The 16843-nt window shown below is 70.0% G+C and carries 17 protein-coding genes; 7 read left to right on the forward strand and 10 right to left on the reverse strand.

Features of this window, described 5'->3' with window-relative positions; genetic code table 11:
• Nucleotides 1-2: 2 nt before the first annotated feature.
• The 3 genes from DAA40_RS11205 to rsmI all read right to left on the reverse strand — a co-directional run bounded on the left by DAA40_RS11205 (nt 3) and on the right by rsmI (nt 3446).
• The gene (locus DAA40_RS11205; protein ID WP_106849797.1) at nt 3-857 is read right to left on the reverse strand and encodes a TatD family hydrolase; all 855 of its coding nucleotides are present in this window, start codon (nt 855-857) and stop codon (nt 3-5) included.
• A gap of 6 nt (nt 858-863) precedes the next feature.
• Entirely contained in the window at nt 864-2444 is a 1581-nt protein-coding gene (gene metG, locus DAA40_RS11210) for a methionine--tRNA ligase (protein WP_106849798.1), read from the reverse strand.
• Between the two features lie 123 nt (nt 2445-2567).
• Entirely contained in the window at nt 2568-3446 is an 879-nt protein-coding gene (gene rsmI, locus DAA40_RS11215) for a 16S rRNA (cytidine(1402)-2'-O)-methyltransferase (RefSeq protein ID WP_199849710.1), read from the reverse strand.
• 24 nt (nt 3447-3470) lie between these two features.
• On the opposite strand from rsmI, the gene DAA40_RS11220 reads away from it, so the two are divergent.
• Complete coding sequence (locus DAA40_RS11220; RefSeq protein ID WP_106849799.1) at nt 3471-5021, forward strand: dolichyl-phosphate-mannose--protein mannosyltransferase; 1551 nt, start codon at nt 3471-3473, stop codon at nt 5019-5021.
• A 43-nt stretch (nt 5022-5064) separates the two neighbouring features.
• Here the strand turns inward: DAA40_RS11220 and DAA40_RS11225 are convergent, their stop codons facing one another.
• The 5 genes from DAA40_RS11225 to DAA40_RS11245 are packed head-to-tail and all read right to left on the reverse strand — an operon-like array spanning nt 5065 to nt 9998.
• Nucleotides 5065-5631, reverse strand: a complete 567-nt coding sequence (locus DAA40_RS11225) for a TrmH family RNA methyltransferase (RefSeq protein WP_106849800.1) — start codon at nt 5629-5631, stop codon at nt 5065-5067.
• Entirely contained in the window at nt 5628-6239 is a 612-nt protein-coding gene (locus DAA40_RS11230; protein ID WP_106849801.1) for a class I SAM-dependent methyltransferase, read from the reverse strand. The genes DAA40_RS11225 and DAA40_RS11230 overlap by 4 nt, the downstream gene beginning before the upstream one ends.
• Nucleotides 6240-6274: 35 nt before the next feature.
• Nucleotides 6275-7417, reverse strand: a complete 1143-nt coding sequence (locus tag DAA40_RS11235; RefSeq protein ID WP_158716387.1) for a DUF4185 domain-containing protein — start codon at nt 7415-7417, stop codon at nt 6275-6277.
• Entirely contained in the window at nt 7418-8323 is a 906-nt protein-coding gene (locus DAA40_RS11240) for a diacylglycerol kinase family protein (protein ID WP_158716388.1), read from the reverse strand.
• Entirely contained in the window at nt 8316-9998 is a 1683-nt protein-coding gene (locus tag DAA40_RS11245) for an FAD-binding oxidoreductase (protein ID WP_106849804.1), read from the reverse strand. Before DAA40_RS11245 ends, DAA40_RS11240 begins: the two co-directional genes overlap by 8 nt.
• A 102-nt stretch (nt 9999-10100) precedes the next feature.
• Between DAA40_RS11245 and DAA40_RS11250 the strand changes: the two genes are divergently transcribed.
• Nucleotides 10101-11702 carry a glycerol-3-phosphate dehydrogenase/oxidase gene (locus DAA40_RS11250; RefSeq protein WP_234356346.1) on the forward strand — a complete coding sequence of 534 codons (1602 nt, stop codon included), beginning with the start codon at nt 10101-10103 and terminating at the stop codon, nt 11700-11702.
• Between the two features lie 62 nt (nt 11703-11764).
• On the opposite strand, the gene DAA40_RS16905 is transcribed toward DAA40_RS11250, so the two are convergent.
• On the reverse strand, nt 11765-12265 hold the full coding sequence (locus tag DAA40_RS16905; RefSeq protein WP_106850136.1) for a methylated-DNA--[protein]-cysteine S-methyltransferase: 501 nt from the start codon (nt 12263-12265) through the stop codon (nt 11765-11767).
• A 58-nt stretch (nt 12266-12323) separates the two neighbouring features.
• Here DAA40_RS16905 and gdhA point away from each other — a divergent pair, with 58 nt between their 5' ends.
• The 5 genes from gdhA (at nt 12324) to DAA40_RS16465 (ending at nt 15940) form a co-directional block, all read left to right on the forward strand.
• Nucleotides 12324-13670 (forward strand): NADP-specific glutamate dehydrogenase, encoded by a 1347-nt coding sequence (gene gdhA, locus DAA40_RS11260; RefSeq protein WP_106849805.1) that lies wholly within the window; start codon nt 12324-12326, stop codon nt 13668-13670.
• A gap of 49 nt (nt 13671-13719) precedes the next feature.
• On the forward strand, nt 13720-14736 hold the full coding sequence (gene fgd, locus DAA40_RS11265) for a glucose-6-phosphate dehydrogenase (coenzyme-F420) (protein WP_106849806.1): 1017 nt from the start codon (nt 13720-13722) through the stop codon (nt 14734-14736).
• Nucleotides 14733-15338, forward strand: a complete 606-nt coding sequence (locus DAA40_RS11270) for a CoA pyrophosphatase (RefSeq protein WP_106849807.1) — start codon at nt 14733-14735, stop codon at nt 15336-15338. Before fgd ends, DAA40_RS11270 begins: the two co-directional genes overlap by 4 nt.
• Nucleotides 15339-15515: 177 nt before the next feature.
• Entirely contained in the window at nt 15516-15779 is a 264-nt protein-coding gene (locus tag DAA40_RS16460; protein WP_255413598.1) for a DUF2254 family protein, read from the forward strand.
• On the forward strand, nt 15770-15940 hold the full coding sequence (locus DAA40_RS16465; protein WP_199849712.1) for a hypothetical protein: 171 nt from the start codon (nt 15770-15772) through the stop codon (nt 15938-15940). The genes DAA40_RS16460 and DAA40_RS16465 overlap by 10 nt, the downstream gene beginning before the upstream one ends.
• Before the next feature lie 168 nt (nt 15941-16108).
• Here DAA40_RS16465 and DAA40_RS11280 read toward each other — a convergent pair whose 3' ends face one another.
• Nucleotides 16109-16828: a TetR/AcrR family transcriptional regulator gene (locus DAA40_RS11280; protein ID WP_106849808.1), complete on the reverse strand. Its 720-nt coding sequence runs from the start codon at nt 16826-16828 to the stop codon at nt 16109-16111.
• Nucleotides 16829-16843 lie beyond the last annotated feature (15 nt).

Consider the following 16843-nt stretch of genomic DNA (forward strand, 5'->3'; position numbering starts at 1 on the left):
AACTACCAGGCCCCGTATACGCGTTCGGTGTTGTCGGCCAGCGCCTGGCACAGCTCCGCGAGATCCTCGTCGCGCTCGGCGGCCATCCGCCCGATCGTCAGCGGGGTCAGGTACGACCCGTTGGGCCGGCCCCGATGCGGCATCGGGGTGAGGAACGGAGCATCGGTCTCCACCAGCAGCAACTCGCGGGGCGCCACGCCGTAGGCCTCACGCAGGCCGGCGGAGGCGTTGAAGGTCGTGTTCCCCGCGAAGCTCATGAACCACCCGGCGTCCGCGCACCGCCGCGCCATCTGCGCATCACCGGAGAAGCAGTGGAACACGACGGTCTCCGGCGCCCCTTCGGCGGCCAAAACGTCGAACACGGCATCGTGGGCGTCGCGGTCGTGGATCATCAGCGCGATCCCGTGCCGCTTCGCGATGTCGATATGCCGGGCGAAGGACTCCCGCTGGCGAGCGATGCCGTCTTCCTCGCGAGTGCGGTAGAAGTCCAGCCCGGTCTCGCCGATGGCCCGCACCCGCGGCTGCGCGGCCAGCTCGTCGATCACGGCGAGGGCGTCGTCCAGCCCGTCAGTGTTGCGGGCGGCGTCGTTGGGGTGCAGCGCCACCGCCGCCAGCACCCGGTGATCGTCGGCGGCCAGCTGCGCCGCCCACCGCGAGGACTGCACGTCGGTGCCGACCTGCACGATCCGGTCGATGCCGACCTGCTCCGCGCGGTCGAGGTGCTCGGACGGCGTCCCGCCCAGCCACTCGATCACGATGTCGAGGTGGGTGTGGTTGTCCGGCACCGGCACCGGCAGCGGGGCGGGTGCCGCCGGCGGCGTCTTCTCGCGCTCCTGCTGCGCCTTGCTCTTGGCCACGGCGCGTTAGGCCCCTTCCTCGGCGTCCATCTCGACGCGCGGGAACAGCACCTCGCCCTTGGTGATGGTCGCGCCGGCCGGCAACCGGCCCCATTCGGCCGCGCTGGAGATCAGCTGCTCCTCCAACGGGCCGAGCTTCTCTGCAGCACCGAGCGAGTCCCAGAGCCGGCGCGCCGCGGTCGGCATCACTGGGCTGTGGAGGACGGCGATGGCCCGCAACGCCTCGGCGCAGGTGTACAGAATCGTCGCCAGCCGCTCCTTGGCGATCGGCGTGTCCTCCTTGGCGACCTTCCACGGCGCCTGCTCGGTGATGTAGCCGTTCACGGCAGTCACGAAGTCGTGCGTCGCAGTGACCGCCTCGTGAATCTGCAGGCCGTTGATCGCCACGTCCGCGGCGCGGGCGGTGCTGGTCAGCAGGTCGGCGATCCCGCCGTCCGCATCGGTCAGCGGCCCCGGCGCCGGTAGGACGCCGTCGAAATACTTGCCGATCATCGCCGCCACGCGGCTGGCAAGATTGCCGAGGTTGTTGGCCAGCTCGTCGGTGTAGACCGCGTGCAGGTGCTCCCACGAGAAGGACGCGTCCGAGCCGAACGGGATCGCCTTCATGAAGTAGTACCGGTAGGCGTCGGCGCCGAAGTGATCGACGATCTCCCGCGGATGGATAGCCGTCGCATTGCTCTTGGCCATCTTCTTGCCGCCGACCAGCAGGTAGCCGTGCACGTAGACGCGGCGCGGGGGCTCGATCCCCGCCGCCATCAGCATCGCCGGCCAGATGACCGAGTGGAAACGCAGGATGTCGCGGCTCATCAGGTGGGTCGGCGGCCACACCTCGGCGAACTCGCCAGGATCGTCGTAGATCTGCGCCGCGCTGCTGTAGTTCAGCAGCGCGTCGATCCAGACGTACAGCACCTGGGTCTCGTCCCACGGCACCTTGATGCCCCAGTCGAACGACGAGCGGCTGATCGACAGGTCGTTCAGGCCGGACTTGACGTAGTTGATGATCTCGTTGCGGCTCGCGGTGGGCGCGATGAAGTCTGGAACCTCGTCGTACAAGGCGAGCAGCCGATCGCCGAACTCGCTGAGCCGGAAGAAGTAGTTCTTCTCGGTGAAGTGCTCGGCAGGGCGCTCGTGCACCAGGCAGTTGCCCTCGGCGTCGAGGTCGTCGTCGGACTTGAACTCCTCACAGTCGACGCAGTAGTTGCCGGAGTACTCGCCCTCGTAGACGTGGCCCGCGTCGTACAGGCGCTGCCAGAACTCCTGGACCTGACGGACGTGGTCCTCGTCGGTGGTGCGGATGAACCGGTCGTACTCGATGTCGAGCAGCCTCCAGGCGGGCTTCCACTCGGACTCGACCAGGCCGTCCACGAACTCCTGCGGCGACTTGCCGTTCTTCTCCGCAGTGCGCATCACCTTCTGGCCGTGCTCGTCGGTCCCGGTGAGGAAGTACACGTTCTCACCGCGGTGCCGGTGCCAACGGGCGAGCACGTCGGCCGCCGTCGTTGTGTACGAGCTTCCGATGTGCGGAGCAGCGGTCACGTAATAGATGGGCGTCGTGATGAAGAAGGACGTCGCCGAGGTTTCAGGCATGCTGTCTAGGTTAGTGCCGGGGGGGGGGAGCGGATGGACCATGGTGCGCAACACGACCGGAGGCGCGGGTAACCCGGCTGCATCACCGGCGGGGAGTCCGCGACCGCGCTGACCGGGGATTCGCTAGCGCCGGGGGTAGGCGTCAAAGACGGTGCGCTTCGGGGTTCCGGGGGCGGCCGCGACGAGCGCCACGGCGTCCTTCTTGCTCGAGCCTGAGGCGACCTCCTGCTCCACGAGGCGGACGAGCTCGTCGGCGTCCAGCTCACTCGCTGGCTCGGCGCCCGCGATGACGAGGGTGATCTCGCCGCGGACGCCGTCTCGCGACCACTCGACGAGCTCCCCGAGGGTGCCGCGGCGCACCTCCTCGTAGGTCTTGGTCAGCTCGCGGCAGACGGCCGCGCGGCGGTCCGCGCCGAAGGCCTCGACGCACGCCTCCAGCATCGCGGTGACCCGGTGCGGCGCCTCGAGCAGGACCATCGTGCGGCGCTCGTTGGCCAGCTCGGCGAGCAGCCGGGCCCGCTCGCCGGGTTTGCGCGGCGCGAACCCTTCGAAGCAGAACCGGTCGCTCGGCAGACCGGATAACGCCAGGGCGACGGTCACGGCCGACGGCCCCGGTAGGCAGGTGACGGGCAGTCCGGCGTTCACAGCCGCCTCGACGACGCGGTAGCCGGGGTCGGAGACAGACGGCATGCCGGCGTCCGTCACCACGAGGACCGACTGTCCGGCCCGCAGCGCCTCGACGAGCTCCGGCGCTCGCTGCGCCTCGACCTGGTCGTAGTAGGACAGGACGCGGCCGGCGATCCGAACGTCGAGGTCGGCGGCGAGTCGCCGCACCCGCCTGGTGTCCTCGGCCGCGACGACGTCCGCGGTGGCCAGGGCGGTGCGCAGCCGGTCGGTGGCATCACCCCTGTTGCCCAACGGCGTCCCCGCGAGCACGAGGGTGCCCGGCGGGACCGCCCAGCGGGCACTGGTCTCGGGCGTGCGGTCGTCCTGCTCGGTCACGCCGGTCAGCCTACGATCTACTGCGTGACTACCGACGTGCGGACGACCGAGCCGGAGGAAGCGGCCTTCGCGACCGAGCCGTCGCCGCCGGCGTACGCCGAGGACGTCGACCGCGAGTACCGGGCGCTGGTCGCCCGCCGGCTGTTCCCGCCGATGCCGAAGGACCGGCTCGCGGCATGGCTGGGGACGCTGCTGATCGTGGCGGCCGCCGCCGTCGTCCGGCTGATGAACATCGGGTTCCCGAGCCGGCTGGCCTTCGACGAGGCGTACTACGTGCCCGAGGCCGACCAGATGCTGCGCTACGGCTTCGAGGAGAACCGGGCGTACTACTTCATCGTCCACCCGCCGTTCGGCAAGTGGAACATCGCACTCGGTCAATGGCTGTTCGGCTACTCCCCGCTCGGCTGGCGATTCGCCAGCGTGCTGGCCGGAGTGGTCGCCATAGCGCTGCTGTCCTTCGTGGTGCGGCGGTTGACCCGCTCGACCTTCCTGGGGCTGGCCGCGGCGTTGATGCTGGCCTGTGACGGGTTGGCCTTCGCGCTCAGCCGGACCGGCATCCTCGACATCTTCCTGCAGGTGTGGGTGCTGGCCGGCTTCACCTGTCTCGTGCTCGACCGGGACCGGTTCCGCCGTCAGCTCGCGGACGCGTACGTCGAGGACGAGATGCACGGGCCGCTGGGGCCGCGGGTGGGCTTCCGTTGGTGGCGGCTGGCCGCCGGCGTCTGCTTCGGCCTGGCGGCCTCGGTCAAGTGGAGCGGCGCCTACTTCCTCGCCCTGTTCGCGATCCTGAGCGTCTGGTGGGACGTCGGAGCGTACCGGCTGATCGGCTTACGGCGGCCGTATTGGGTCGGCGTACGCCGCTCCTTGCCGTTCGCGTTCTGGGATCTGGCGATCGTGCCCGTCCTGGCCTACATGCTGAGCTGGATCGGCTGGTTCGCTGGTGAAAGCTCACAGGGTCGGCACTGGGCCGAGGGACGCGAGACGGCCTTCCCGTTCATTCCCGAGGCGATCCGTTCCTGGTGGCACATGCAGGGCGAGTGGCTGAAGTTCCACAACGGCCTGGACAGCCCGCACCCCTGGCAGTCGGAGCCCTGGTCGTGGCTGTTCGGAGGCCGCCCGGTGCTCATGATCAACGACCACCTGACCGGCGGTGAGGTGGAGACCTGGCGCACGATCACGATGATCGGCAACCCCGCGCTCTGGTGGCTGTTCGTGATCGCCGCCGTGTGGTGCGTGTGGCGGCTGGTGACCCGCCGCGACTGGGTCGCCGGCACGGTGATCGCCGGGATCGTGGCCGGCTGGGCGCTGTGGCTGATCAACGCCGAGCGCACGATGTTCCTGTTCTACATGGCACCCGTGGTGCCGTTCTTCCTCATCGGGATCACCCTGGGTCTGCAGGACGTGCTCGGCAAGCCCAGTGACTCCCTCCTGCGGCGCCGGCTGGGCGCGGCGGCCGTGGCGAGCTACCTGGCGGTCGTGGTCGTGCTGTTCGTGTTTTTCCTGCCGGTGCTCAACGGCACCGAGCTGACCGGGCCCGAGCGCGCCGCCCGGATGTGGCTGACCACCTGGGGCTGACCACCTGCGGTGGGTTACGAGCGCGCCCGGCCGGCTCTCGAAGCTAGTCGTCGGGACTCCCGGGCCCCCAGGACGGCGTGTCCTGCAGGGTTGTCCAGTGCTGGCGGCGCGCCTCGTACATCGCGATGGACGCCGCGGTCGCGACGTTCAGCGAGCCCACGCGTCCCACCTGCGGCAGGAACCCGACCGCGTCGCTGGCAGCGAGCGCGGCCGCCGTCACGCCCCGGTCCTCGTGCCCGAGCAGGAGCGCGACCGGACGCCGTAGGTCGAGCTGGTGCATCGGCGTCGACTCGTCGGCGAGCTCGACGGCCACCACGTGGTAGCCGTCAGCCTGTGCCGCGGCGATGGCGGACGGTCCGTCGTCGTGCATGCTCCACCTCAGGTAGCGGTCAGTACCGAGCGCGGTCTTCTGCGTCTTGGCCGATCGGGGTGAGGCGGTCTCGCCCGCGAGATACAGGTGGGTGACGCCGAGCGCGGCGGCGGTCCGCACGATGGCGCCGACGTTCCATGGCGAGGCCACCGACTCGAGGACCAGCGCGAGCTCGGGTGGCCCGGTGCGCTTCCAGCTGCGGTGCAGCCGTTTCAGGTCCGTTCCGCGCAGCTGGCTCACTGCTCACCACCCCCCACCTCGAGGACTCGATAGCTCTTGCGTGACGACCGTCGCTGCACCGAGAACCCTTGGCTGGCAAGCCATCTGGCCAGAGAGTCGGCGCCGAGATGCTTGCCGACGACGAGATGGGCGACGCCGCCGTCCTCCAGCCGGTGCAGCCAGTGCAGCAGCAGCCGCTGCATCGCCGCCTTCCCGATCCGCACCGGCGGGTTGGAGTAGATGGCCCGGAACCGGAGCTCCTCGGGCACCGCCTCGGGAGCATAGGTCGTGACGTTCCGCAGCCCGTTGCGCGTGGCGTTCGCATCGGTCAGCCCGCGGGCGCGCCCATTGACGTCGACCGCGATCACCTGCGCCGCCGGCGATCGCGCCGCGAGGGCGAGCGCGATCGGTCCGTAGCCGCAGCCGAGGTCGAGCAGTACGCCGTCCGTCGGCGGTGCCGGCGCGGACTCGAGCAGGATCCGGGTCGCGTCGTCCAGCCGCCCATGACTGAACACCCCTGCGTCGCTGGACAGCGTCAAGGCCAGGCCCGGCAGCAGGACGTCGACGTCCTTCGGGTCGCTGGGGGCCTGCGGCGTGTCGCTGAAGTAGTGGTCGCCGCCCGGTCGCATCGCTCCATCGTAGGCGAGCCGGCTGCGGCCGCGACTCAGTCCGGCAGCTCGATCTCCAGGAAGAACGGCCGGTAGAGCGCGGGGTCGGCGAGCACGATCGACAGATCGTCGGAGTTGCGAGAGATCGACACGACGACCGAGTCGGGCTTGGCCAGCAGGTCGGGGTGCGCAATCGGCATGTAGACCCACAGGTGCTTGTCGGGCTGGGAGGGGATGTAGGCCAGCGGATCGCTGGCGACGAACGGTCCCTGCGGCTGATCGCCCACCCAGGCGATCAGGTCCTCGCCCAGCGCCTCGTCCCGCTTGCTGATCAGGTAGGTCTTGCCGTCGCGGAAGACCACCGAGAAGGTCTGTGACACCCCGCCCACCGGCTGCACCAGGACCGCGGCCTGGGCCGGGTCGGGCTGCCACTCGACGCCGTTCCAGTAGGTCCACTTCTGCTGGTGCGGGACGTCGGCGACGGGCGCCCGGGCGACCTGCACGCCGTACCCGAAGCTCGAGCCGTCGGCAGGCTTGAAGGTCCCGTAGAGGTAGACGAAGCCGTCGGGGCCGATCGCGGACGCCGCACCCCACGTCGGGTTCGCAGGCGAGGGATTGTCCGGACCGAGGTCGGTGACCTCGATCAGCTCCGGCAGCTCGCCGGGTTCGACCCGGAACACCGCGATCGCGGGACCAAGCGTCTGGAAGCTCCATGCGTTGCCGGATCCGGTGACCCGTTGCGCCATGACGCCGACGAGGTCGAAGCCCTTCTGCGGTACGACGGCGATCGACATCGGCCAGTAGCCGACCGTCGCGTCGCGGTCCGGGATCACTGCGCCGCCGTCGGGCGGCACCACCGGGCGCAGGCACCCGGGCTCGAACATCAGCATCGAGTTGCGCACCATCCGGTCACCGCCGACCTCGGCGCCGCGGACCGTGTCGCCGAAGACCCAGATCGACCGCCCGTCGGACAGTGGCACGCTCGCGCCCACGTCGGCGCCGAGGAAGTACGGCGACGCCTTCGTCGTGGCGATCTGGGTGTTGAGCTGGTCGATCGAGCCGACGGGGTCGAAGGGCACACACTGCACCACCGGACCGATCGGCTCCGTGGTGTCGTCGATGCTCGTACACCCCGAGACCAGCGTGGCGAGGACGCAGGCGGCAGCCCACACCCGACCCCTGGGCCGCAGGCGCACCACTCAGCGAGCCTTGCGCGGGTGCGGGACGATGAGGCGGACGGCGCCGGGCAGCACCCCGACCTCCAGCGGTACGTCGGCGATCCGGTCGCCGTCGGCGAACATCGCCATCCGTCGCCGGTGCGCGCGGTTCCCGCCGTCGATCGACTCGATGCGTACGGTGCGTACCCGCTCGGTGCGTACCCGCGGGTTGTCGACGTGGGTGCCGTCGAACACCGACGGCAGGGACCGCAGGAACTCGAGCTTGCTGCCGTCCGCGATCGTGACGAGATCGAGCAGGCCGTCATCCACCTCGGCGTCCGGGCAGATCCTCATGCCGCCGCCGTAGCGACCGGTGTTGCCGACGACGACCGACCAGCCGTGGACCTCGCGCGGCTGGCCGTCGACGACGAGGCCGAAGGTGACAGGTTTCCACCGCGCGAGCGCCCGCAGCGCGCCCGCCGCGTAGACGACCTGGCCGCGCAGCCGGGAGGAGTTGGCGTTGTCGTTGGCGATCGAGTCGAACCCGATCGTGGCCACGCCGAGGAACACGCGTCCGTCGACGGCGCCGGCGTCGACCCGCCGCTCGACGTAGGTGGGGATGGCCAGCACCGCCTTCGGCAGGTCCAGGTGGACGCCGAAGTACCGGCACAGGTCGTTGCCCCGGCCGCCGGGCAGCGGGATCAGCGCCGCGCCGCTGCGGACGGCTCCGCGGGCAGCCTCGGCGATCGTTCCGTCGCCACCCACCACCGCGACTCGATCCTGCTCTGAGAGGCCACCGACGTAGGTCTCGGCGTCACCGGGTGCGGTGGTCACGTGAGTGCGCACCTCGTGCCCCTGGGTACGCAGCATGCGCTCGACCAGGGCGCGGCGCTTCTCCCCGCCATGCCGGGACAGCGGGTTGACCAGCAGGTGCAGGGGGCTAGCCACGCGCGCCTCCCTCCATGAGCTTGCCGGGGTTGAGGATGCCGGCCGGGTCGAGCGTCGCCTTCGCGGCGCGCAGCACATCGAGCGCGAGCCCGCCGGTCTCGGTGACCCAGCGGCCGGCGCGGGTGAGCTCGGCGGAGAGGTAGGGGGCATGGTCGGTGCCGACGGCGTGATGGTGGGTGATGGTCGCGCGGGTCGCCACGATCGCCTCGGACGCCGCCTTCTTCACCCGCTCCCACTGCGCGATTCCGTCCTCCTCGGCCTTCGCCAGGAAGGTGTAGTACAGCGACGCCCCGGTCTCGTAGACGTGCGAGATGTGGCACTGCACCGAGGCGTCCGGGCCGAGCGCTCCCTGGATCGCGGCCTGCACGGCGCGGTAGGTGGTCATCGACTCGCTCCAGGACTGCGCGGTCTCGAGCGTCTCGACGAGCATGCCGCGGCCCATGAGGTGATCGCGGAGGTAAGGCGCGTTGAAGCGGCCCTTCTCCCACGACCGCGCGGCCACCGGACCGAGCCGGACGCCGCCGCGCCGGGTGAAGACGGACTCGCACCGGTGCTTGCCGAAGCCGGTGGACTCCTCGTCGCCCTCCCACAGGAAGATGCCGATGGCGGGGTTCGCCATGCCTCGCAGTGCGGCGTACCGCTGCACGAACGACGCCTTGGCGCCGCCGATCTGCGCGAGCGCGACACGCGTCTCCTCCTCGTCGGAGAGCCGGCAGACCGCGGGCATCTGCCCCGGTCCACACTCGTGCATGGCGTCCCGCAGCGCCTCACGGCCGATGTCGAACGACTCGAACAGCCAGGCGGCGTACCGCTTGTGGGCGGGCGCTCGGTGGATGCGCATGGTGACCTCGGTGATGATGCCGAGGGTTCCCTCGCTACCGATGACGAGGTCGATCAGCCGGGGCCCGGCAGCGGACGCCGGGGCCGAGCCGCCGAGGTCGAGGACGCCCTGCGGCGTGACGACGCGGACCCGCTCGACCAGCTCGTCGGAGCGTCCGTATCCGGTGGAGGCCTGGCCCGCGGAGCGGGTTGCTACATAGCCACCGATCGATGCTTGCTGGTGGCTCTGCGGATAGTGACCGAGAGTGAACCCGTGCGGCTGCAGAGCCGCCTCGAGCGCTGGGCCGCGCATGCCGGCACCGAAGGTCGCGCGGTGGTTCTCCGGCTCGATCGAGGTCATCTCGGCGAGGTGGCGGAGGTCGACGCTGATCACCGCGTCGTGCTCACCGGACAGCGGCTTGAGCCCACCGACGACGCTGGTGCCTCCGCCGTACGGGACGACGGCGATCCCACGCTCGACGCACGCCGCCAGGAGCGCCACCACCTCGGCCTCGTCGTGCGGGCACACGACGGCGTCCGGAGCCTCGGCGCAGTCGCCGGCGCGGCGGCGGTAGAGGTCGGGGTAGCTCTTGCCCCCGGAGTGCGCGGCGCGCTCCTCACGATCGGTGAGCACCTCGCAACCTGTGGCCCGCAAGGCCTGCAGAGCGTCGTCGGTGAGCCGAGGCTCGGGGATCCGCACATCGTCGAGACCGGCCGGCGGCTGCTCGTGCAGGCTCGCGCCGAACTCGTCGGCCAGCATCTGCGCCACGTGCTCCGGGACGCCGTGCGAGCGCGCGGGGTCACCCCAGCCCCACCAGACGGACGGCGGCACGACCTCGGTCAGGTTCTCGTTCATATCGCTCCTGTCACTCGCGTCCTCAGTCTTGCATCCCGCACCACCGCGTACCTTGAGAAGCACCGACCGCCGTCGGAGATCCAACTTCCTTGGGAGAGCACCGTGCCCGCCACCGATGACCTTGCCCCCGACGCGGCGAGAGAGCGTCCGCGTCACTGGATCAACGCCGCCACCCGGAGGGCGTCGCTTAAGGCCGTCGGGCAGTCCGGCTCCGAGCCGCTCGACCTGCTGGTCATCGGCGGCGGGATCACCGGCGCCGGCGTGGCACTGGACGCAGCGTCCCGAGGGCTGCGGGTAGCGCTGGTGGAGCGCCGCGATCTGGGTAGCGGCACGAGCGGGTGGTCCTCCAAGCTGATCCACGGCGGGCTGCGATACCTGGCCAAGGGCGACATCGGCCTGGCCCGCGAGTCGGCGGTGGAGCGCCATCACCTCATCACCCGGATCGCACCGCACATCGTGCATCCCTACCAGAGCGTCATTCCGCTCGGTGACTACCTGCCGCGCAAGGACGCCGCGCTCGTCTACTCGGGGCTACGGCTGGCCGACCTGCTGCGCCGCTCCTGCCGTACGCCGTCGGACGTGCTGCCGGGCCCGAGCCGGATCAGCGCCCACGAGGTCGGCCTGCTGGCTCCCGCGGTCAGCCAGGTCGGGCTGCGTGGCGGCCTCACGTACTGGGACGGCCAGGTCGAGGACGACGTCCGACTCGTGGTGGCGGTCGCCCGCACCGCGGCCGCGCTTGGTGCGCACATCATCACCCACTGCGAGGCCGCCGACGTCAACCCGCGCTCTGCCACCCTCACCGACGCGCTCACCGGCGAGCAGCACATCGCGCACGCCGAGGTCGTGGTGAACGCCACCGGCGTCTGGGCCGGTGAGATCGCCCAGGGCATCCACACCGTGCCCAGCCGCGGCACCCACCTGATCGTGCGCAGCTCGCTGCTCGGCGACCCGAGAGCGATCGTCACCGTGCCGGTACCCGGGACCATCGGTCGCTATGTGTTCGCCATCCCGCAACCGGACGGCGTCTGCTACGTCGGACTGACCGATGAGCCGGCACCGGGCGAGGACCCGTACGCGCCGAGCGTGCCGCCGTCCGACGAGAAGTTCCTGCTCGAGACGATCAGCACCGCCCTGAGCGTGCCGGTGCGACCGGAGGACGTCATCGGCCGGTTCGCCGGCCTGCGACCGCTGGTGTCCGACGGGTCGGGCGAGCACACCGCCGACATCTCCCGCAAGCACCTGCTCATTGACCAGCCCGGCCAGCCGCTGACGATCACCGGGGGCAAGCTCACCACCTACCGCAAGATGGCGCAGGAGACCGTCGACGCGGCACTGGCGCGGCTGGGCCGGTCCGCGGCGTGCGTGACCGAGGACCTCCCGCTGGTCGGAGCGGCCGACCGTACGACACTGCGCGCCATCGACGCACCCGCCCGTCTGGTACGCCGCTTCGGTACCGAGGCACCGGCGATCGCGGCGCTCGCGGACGGCGACCCGTCCCTGCTGGAGCCGATCTCCCCCCGCCTGCCGGTGCTGGGCGTCGAGGTGGTGCACGGCGTCCTCGCCGAAGGAGCGCTGAATGTCGATGACTTCCTCGATCGCCGGGTGCGGGTCGGTCTGGTCCCCGAGGATCGCGAGCGGATCCGCTGGGAATGCACCAAGCTCGTCGAGCAAGCCCTCGCGCGGGTCCGCTCCGCCAGCACGTGACCCGTTTTGCGGGGCATTCGAGCACGCTACGGCGCCCATAGCGGGCTGTACTGTCCCGCAGGTCACATCAGCGTGGGGGTGCCGCCCATGACCCGGGTCTCCAGCTCCAGCAGGTAGCGCTTGCGCTCGACGCCGCCGGCGTACCCGGTCAGCGCTCCCGTGCCCGCGACCACCCGGTGGCACGGGACGATGATGCTGACCGGATTGCTGCCGTTGGCGGCGCCGACCGCGCGTACCGACCTCGGGTCGCCGAGGTCGGCGGCAATCTGGCCGTAGGAGCGACGTTGCCCGTACGGGATCCGCAGCAGCTGCTCCCACACCGCGAGCTGGAAGCCGGTGCCGCGTAAGTCCAGGGGCAGGTCGAACTCGCGCCGCCGGCCCACGAAGTACTCGCGCAGCTGTCGCCGCGTCTCGCCGGCCACGGCGTCGTCCCGCGGACCGATGATCGCCGGCGTCAGCGGCCGCTTGGTCTGCTCCATGTACAGGCCCCGCAGACCGCGGTCGGACTCGACCAGCGTGAGCACGCCCACCGGCGTATCCATGACGGCGTGACGGAGCGACATGGATAGCAGCATAGGATCGTCCGGTAGTGCATCGGCTTAGTGAAGGGTTAGTGATCAGATGGCGGACATGGGCGACCAGCTCGGGCGGCTCTACCAGCGAGTCATCGACCGCAACCCTGGAGAGCCGGAGTTCCACCAGGCCGTCCGGGAGGTCGTGGCCTCGCTCGGGCCGGTCTTCGCCAGGCACCCGCAGTACGCCGACCAGCAGGTGCTCGAGCGGATCTGCGAGCCGGAGCGGCAGATCATCTTCCGCATCCCGTGGGTCGATGACAGCGGATGCATCCAGATCAACCGGGGCTTTCGGGTCGAGTTCAACTCGGCGCTGGGCCCGTACAAGGGCGGGATGCGCTTCCACCCCTCGGTGTACCTCGGCATCATCAAGTTCCTCGGTTTCGAGCAGATCTTCAAGAACGCGCTCACCGGCATGCCGATCGGCGGCGGCAAGGGCGGGTCGGACTTCGATCCGAAGGGCAAGTCCGACCGCGAGGTGATGCGCTTCTGCCAGTCTTTGATGACCGAGCTCTACCGCCACATCGGCGAGTACACCGACGTCCCGGCCGGCGACATCGGCGTCGGCGGCCGCGAGATCGGCTACCTGTTCGGCCAGTACAAGCGGATCACCAACCGTTATGAGTCCGGGGTGTTCACCGGCAAGGGCCTCGGCTGGGGTGGCTCGCTGGTGCGCACGGAGGCAACCGGCTACGGCACGGTGTACTTCGCCAAGGAGATGCTGGGCCGGATCGGCCGGTCCTTCGACGGTGCCCGCGTGGGCATCTCGGGGTCGGGCAATGTGGCGATCTATGCGGCGCAGAAGGCCCAGGAGCTCGGTGCCACCGTGGTCACGATGTCCGACTCGAGTGGCTACATCGTCGACGAGAACGGCATCGACCTCGACCTGCTGCGTGAGATCAAGGAGCAGCGCCGCGGCCGGATCAGCGAGTACGCCGAGCAGCGTCAGGGCGTGAGCTTCTCGAGCTCGGGCTCTATGTGGGAGGTGCCGATGGCCGTCGCGCTGCCGTGCGCGACGCAGAACGAGCTCGACGCGGACGACGCGAAGGCGCTGGCGAAGAACAATTGCGTCGTCGTCGCCGAAGGCGCGAACATGCCCTGCACGCCCGACGCGATCACGATCCTCGACACCGCCGAGGTCGCCTTCGGTCCTGGGAAGGCCGCGAACGCCGGCGGCGTGGCCACCTCCGCCCTGGAGATGCAGCAGAACGCCGCCCGCGACAAGTGGAGCTTTGAGCAGACCGAGCGTCGCCTCGAGGAGATCATGGTCGGCATCCACGAGACCTGCGCCGAGACCGCCGAGGAGTACGGCAAGCCGGGCAACTACGTGCTGGGCGCGAACATCGCCGGCTTCATCGAGGTCGCGGACGCGATGCTCGCCCACGGGGTCATCTAGAGCCGGCTGCACGACACCCGCGGGAGCGGGCCAGGAAGGGACGACGCTCATGACGCAGAAACCGCTTCGGCTGGGATACAAGGCATCCTCCGAGCAGTTCGCTCCTTCGGAGCTGCTGGCGTACGCCGTCGAGGCCGAGCAGGTCGGCTTCGACTCGGTGTTCATCTCCGACCACCTGCAACCGTGGCGGCACACCGGAGGGCACTCCCCGGCCGCCCTGCCGTGGCTCGGCGCGCTCGGCGCCCGTACCGAGCGGATCCAGATCGGCACCTCGGTGCTCACCCCCACCTTCCGGTATCACCCTGCGGTGATCGCGCAGGCCTTCGCCACGCTCGGTTGCCTCTTCCCTGGCCGCGTCATTCTCGGCGTCGGGTCCGGTGAGTCGCTCAACGAGGCGCCGCTGGGGCTGGAGTGGCCCGCCGGCAAGGAGCGCTTCGCCCGCCTCAAGGAGGCGCTGCAGCTGATCGATGCACTGTGGTCGGGCGAGCGGGTCAACTTCGATGGCACCTACTACCAGACAGCGAACGCCACGATCTACGACCGCCCGGAGCAGAAGGTGCCGGTGTACGTCGCGGCGTCCGGCCCGGCCGCCACGCGGCTCGCCGGACGGGTCGGCGACGGCTTCATCACCACCTCCGGCAAGCCTCGCGAGCTCTACACCGACACGCTGCTCCCGGCGCTCGACGAGGGCGCCAAGAAGGTCGGCCGCACCGTGCACGACATGGACCTGATGATCGAGATGAAGGTCTCCTACGATCACGACGCGGCCCGCGCGCTGGAGGACACCCGGCACTGGGGTGCACTGGCGCTCTCCAGCGACGAGAAGACCGGGGTCGAGGACCCGATGGAGATGGAGCGGCTGGCCGACGCGCTGCCGGTCGAGCGCACGAAGTCCCGCTGGATCGTCTCCACCGAGCCCGACGAGCACGTCGAGAAGATCATGCAGTACGTCGAGTGGGGCTTCACCCACCTCGTCTTCCACGCGCCCGGCCCCGACCAGTCGCGGTTCCTGCAGCTGTACGGCGAGGAAGTGCTCCCCCGGCTGCGCAACATCGGCGTCGCATGAGCCGGGAGCTCAGTCGCGAGGAGGTCACCGAGCGGCTGCTGTCCTTCAAGTACGTCACCGTCGACCACGGCGTCCGCCGCCGCGCCGCCGTCGTCATCGCGATCGCCGAGGACGACGGCGTGCAGGGCATCTGGCTGACCAAGCGGCAGCCGACGCTGCGCTCGCACTCGGGCCAGTGGGCGCTGCCCGGCGGACGCATTGACGAGGGCGAGACCGCAGAGCAGGCAGCATTACGAGAGCTTGCCGAGGAGGTCGGCTACCTCGCCGAGCCCACCGACATCCTCGGTCGGCTCGATGATTACGTGACCCGTTCGGGCTACGTGATGACGCCGTACGTCGTGTGGGTCGGCGCGGGCGCGCAGTACCGGGTGAACCCCGACGAGGTCGTGCACCTGTTCGACATCCCGTTCGACGAGCTGGATGTCGACCCGATCTTCCTGCAGATCCCCGAGTCCGATCGTCCGGTGATCCAGCTGCCGCTGCTCGGGCGCAGGATCCACGCCCCCACCGCGGCGGTGATGTACCAGTTCCGCGAGGTCGTGCTGCGTGGCCGGCCGACGCGCGTGGGCCACCTCGAGCAGCCCGTCTTCGCCTGGAAGTAGCGGCCGGAAGGACCCGACGCATGGAGCTGCCGGCCACGGTCTCGCACTGGCTCTCGTCGCTGACCGCCAAGTCGAATCGGATCTGGCTCACGCCGGCGGTCTGGTCGGTGCTGGCGGTCGTCTTCGCGCTGCTGGCCTCCTGGCTGGGTCGCGTCGACCCCGAGGTGGGTCCCCGAGATCGAGCTAGCCACCCTCGAGGGCCTGCTGGACGTCGTCGCGTCGAGCATGCTGGCGGTCACGACCTTCTCGCTGTCCATCATGGTCGGCGCGTTCGCCAACGCGGCATCATCCACGACGCCGAGGGCCACAACGGTGGTCATGAGCGACGACGTCACGCACGCCGCGATCGCGAGCTTCCTGTCCGCCTTCGTCTACGCGGTCATCGCCAAGACGGCCCTCGGGCTGGGCTACTACGGCAACGCCGGCGGCTGGTGCTGCTGATCGGCACGCTCATGGTGCTGGTGCTGCTGATCGGCACGCTCATGGTGCTGGTGTGGCTGATCGTGATGCTGATCCGCTGGGTCAAGGCCCTGTCGTCGCTCGGCCTGGTCAGCAACACTCTCGACAAGCTCGAGCGCCAGGCCCGCGAGACGCTCGAGTAGCACCGCCGCGATCCGGCCATAGCTGACGAGGCCCGCAGGCAGTCGTCGCTGGCGATGGAACGTGCCCGCGAGAAGATCCCTACCGGCCACGAGCTCGAGTGGGTGAGCTCGGCGCAGCGTGCGGCGTGGGCGATGCCCACCTAGCCTGACCGGCGTCGGCCGGCGCGCTCAGCGCTCGCCGGGCTCGCCGAGCCCCAGCAGGTCGAGGATCTCCAGCAGGCGCCCTTCGAAGAACTCCTCGGCATCCTCCAGCGCCCAGTTCAGGTGCCCGAACGCCTCGGTGCACACCGCGCCGTACAGGCTCTGCCAGCAGTACAGGAACAGCACCGCGGCGTCGGTCGAGGCCGGCATGCCCATCCGCTTGATGAGCGCGTCGACCTGGTCGGTCAGCCGCTGCGGCAGCGGGTGGGGCCATCTCGGGCTGGCTCCCGAGGCGTAGATCTCTGCGAATAGCTCGAGCCACACCTGACCGAACGACGGCCCGGCTGCGTCGTGCTGATCCTTGTCGACCACGACCCCCGGGATCGGCGCGCCGAACAGCAGACCGAACTCGGACCGGTGCTCCAGCGCCCAACGCCTGAAGGCGCGTGAGGTCGCGACGAGCCTGGCGCGCACGCTCTCGCCGGGGGCGGCGTCCCGCGCCTGAACCAGGTAGTCGGCCAGCTCGAGGTAGAGGTCGCGGATGACCCGCTCGAGCAGGGCCTCGCGGCTCGGGAAGTACCGGTAGATCGCCGGACCGGTCATCCCGGCCCGCGCGGCGACCTCCCGAATCGTCACTGCTTCCGGGCCCCCGTCCACGACCAGCTCGCGAGCTGCGGCAGCGAGTTCGTTCTGGGTGTCACCGAATATTCGCTCTCGACGGGTCTGCGGGGGGTTGACGGCGGCCATCTGCTTATTATAGTT

Source organism: Blastococcus sp. Marseille-P5729 (genome assembly GCF_900292035.1).
In the GTDB taxonomy this organism is placed as follows: Bacteria; Actinomycetota; Actinomycetes; order Mycobacteriales; family Antricoccaceae; genus Cumulibacter.

Excerpts from the sequence above, each read along its gene's own strand:
- DAA40_RS11230 (WP_106849801.1), bottom strand. The coding sequence starts at position 6,239 with ATGCGACCGGGCGGCGACCACTACTTCAGCGACACGCCGCAGGCCCCC.
- DAA40_RS16905 (WP_106850136.1), bottom strand. The coding sequence starts at position 12,265 with ATGTCGCTCCGTCACGCCGTCATGGATACGCCGGTGGGCGTGCTCACG.
- DAA40_RS11280 (WP_106849808.1), bottom strand. The coding sequence starts at position 16,828 with ATGGCCGCCGTCAACCCCCCGCAGACCCGTCGAGAGCGAATATTCGGT.
- gdhA (WP_106849805.1), top strand. The coding sequence starts at position 12,324 with ATGGCGGACATGGGCGACCAGCTCGGGCGGCTCTACCAGCGAGTCATC.
- fgd (WP_106849806.1), top strand. The coding sequence starts at position 13,720 with ATGACGCAGAAACCGCTTCGGCTGGGATACAAGGCATCCTCCGAGCAG.
- metG (WP_106849798.1), bottom strand. The coding sequence starts at position 2,444 with ATGCCTGAAACCTCGGCGACGTCCTTCTTCATCACGACGCCCATCTAT.
- DAA40_RS11245 (WP_106849804.1), bottom strand. The coding sequence starts at position 9,998 with ATGAACGAGAACCTGACCGAGGTCGTGCCGCCGTCCGTCTGGTGGGGC.
- DAA40_RS11270 (WP_106849807.1), top strand. The coding sequence starts at position 14,733 with ATGAGCCGGGAGCTCAGTCGCGAGGAGGTCACCGAGCGGCTGCTGTCC.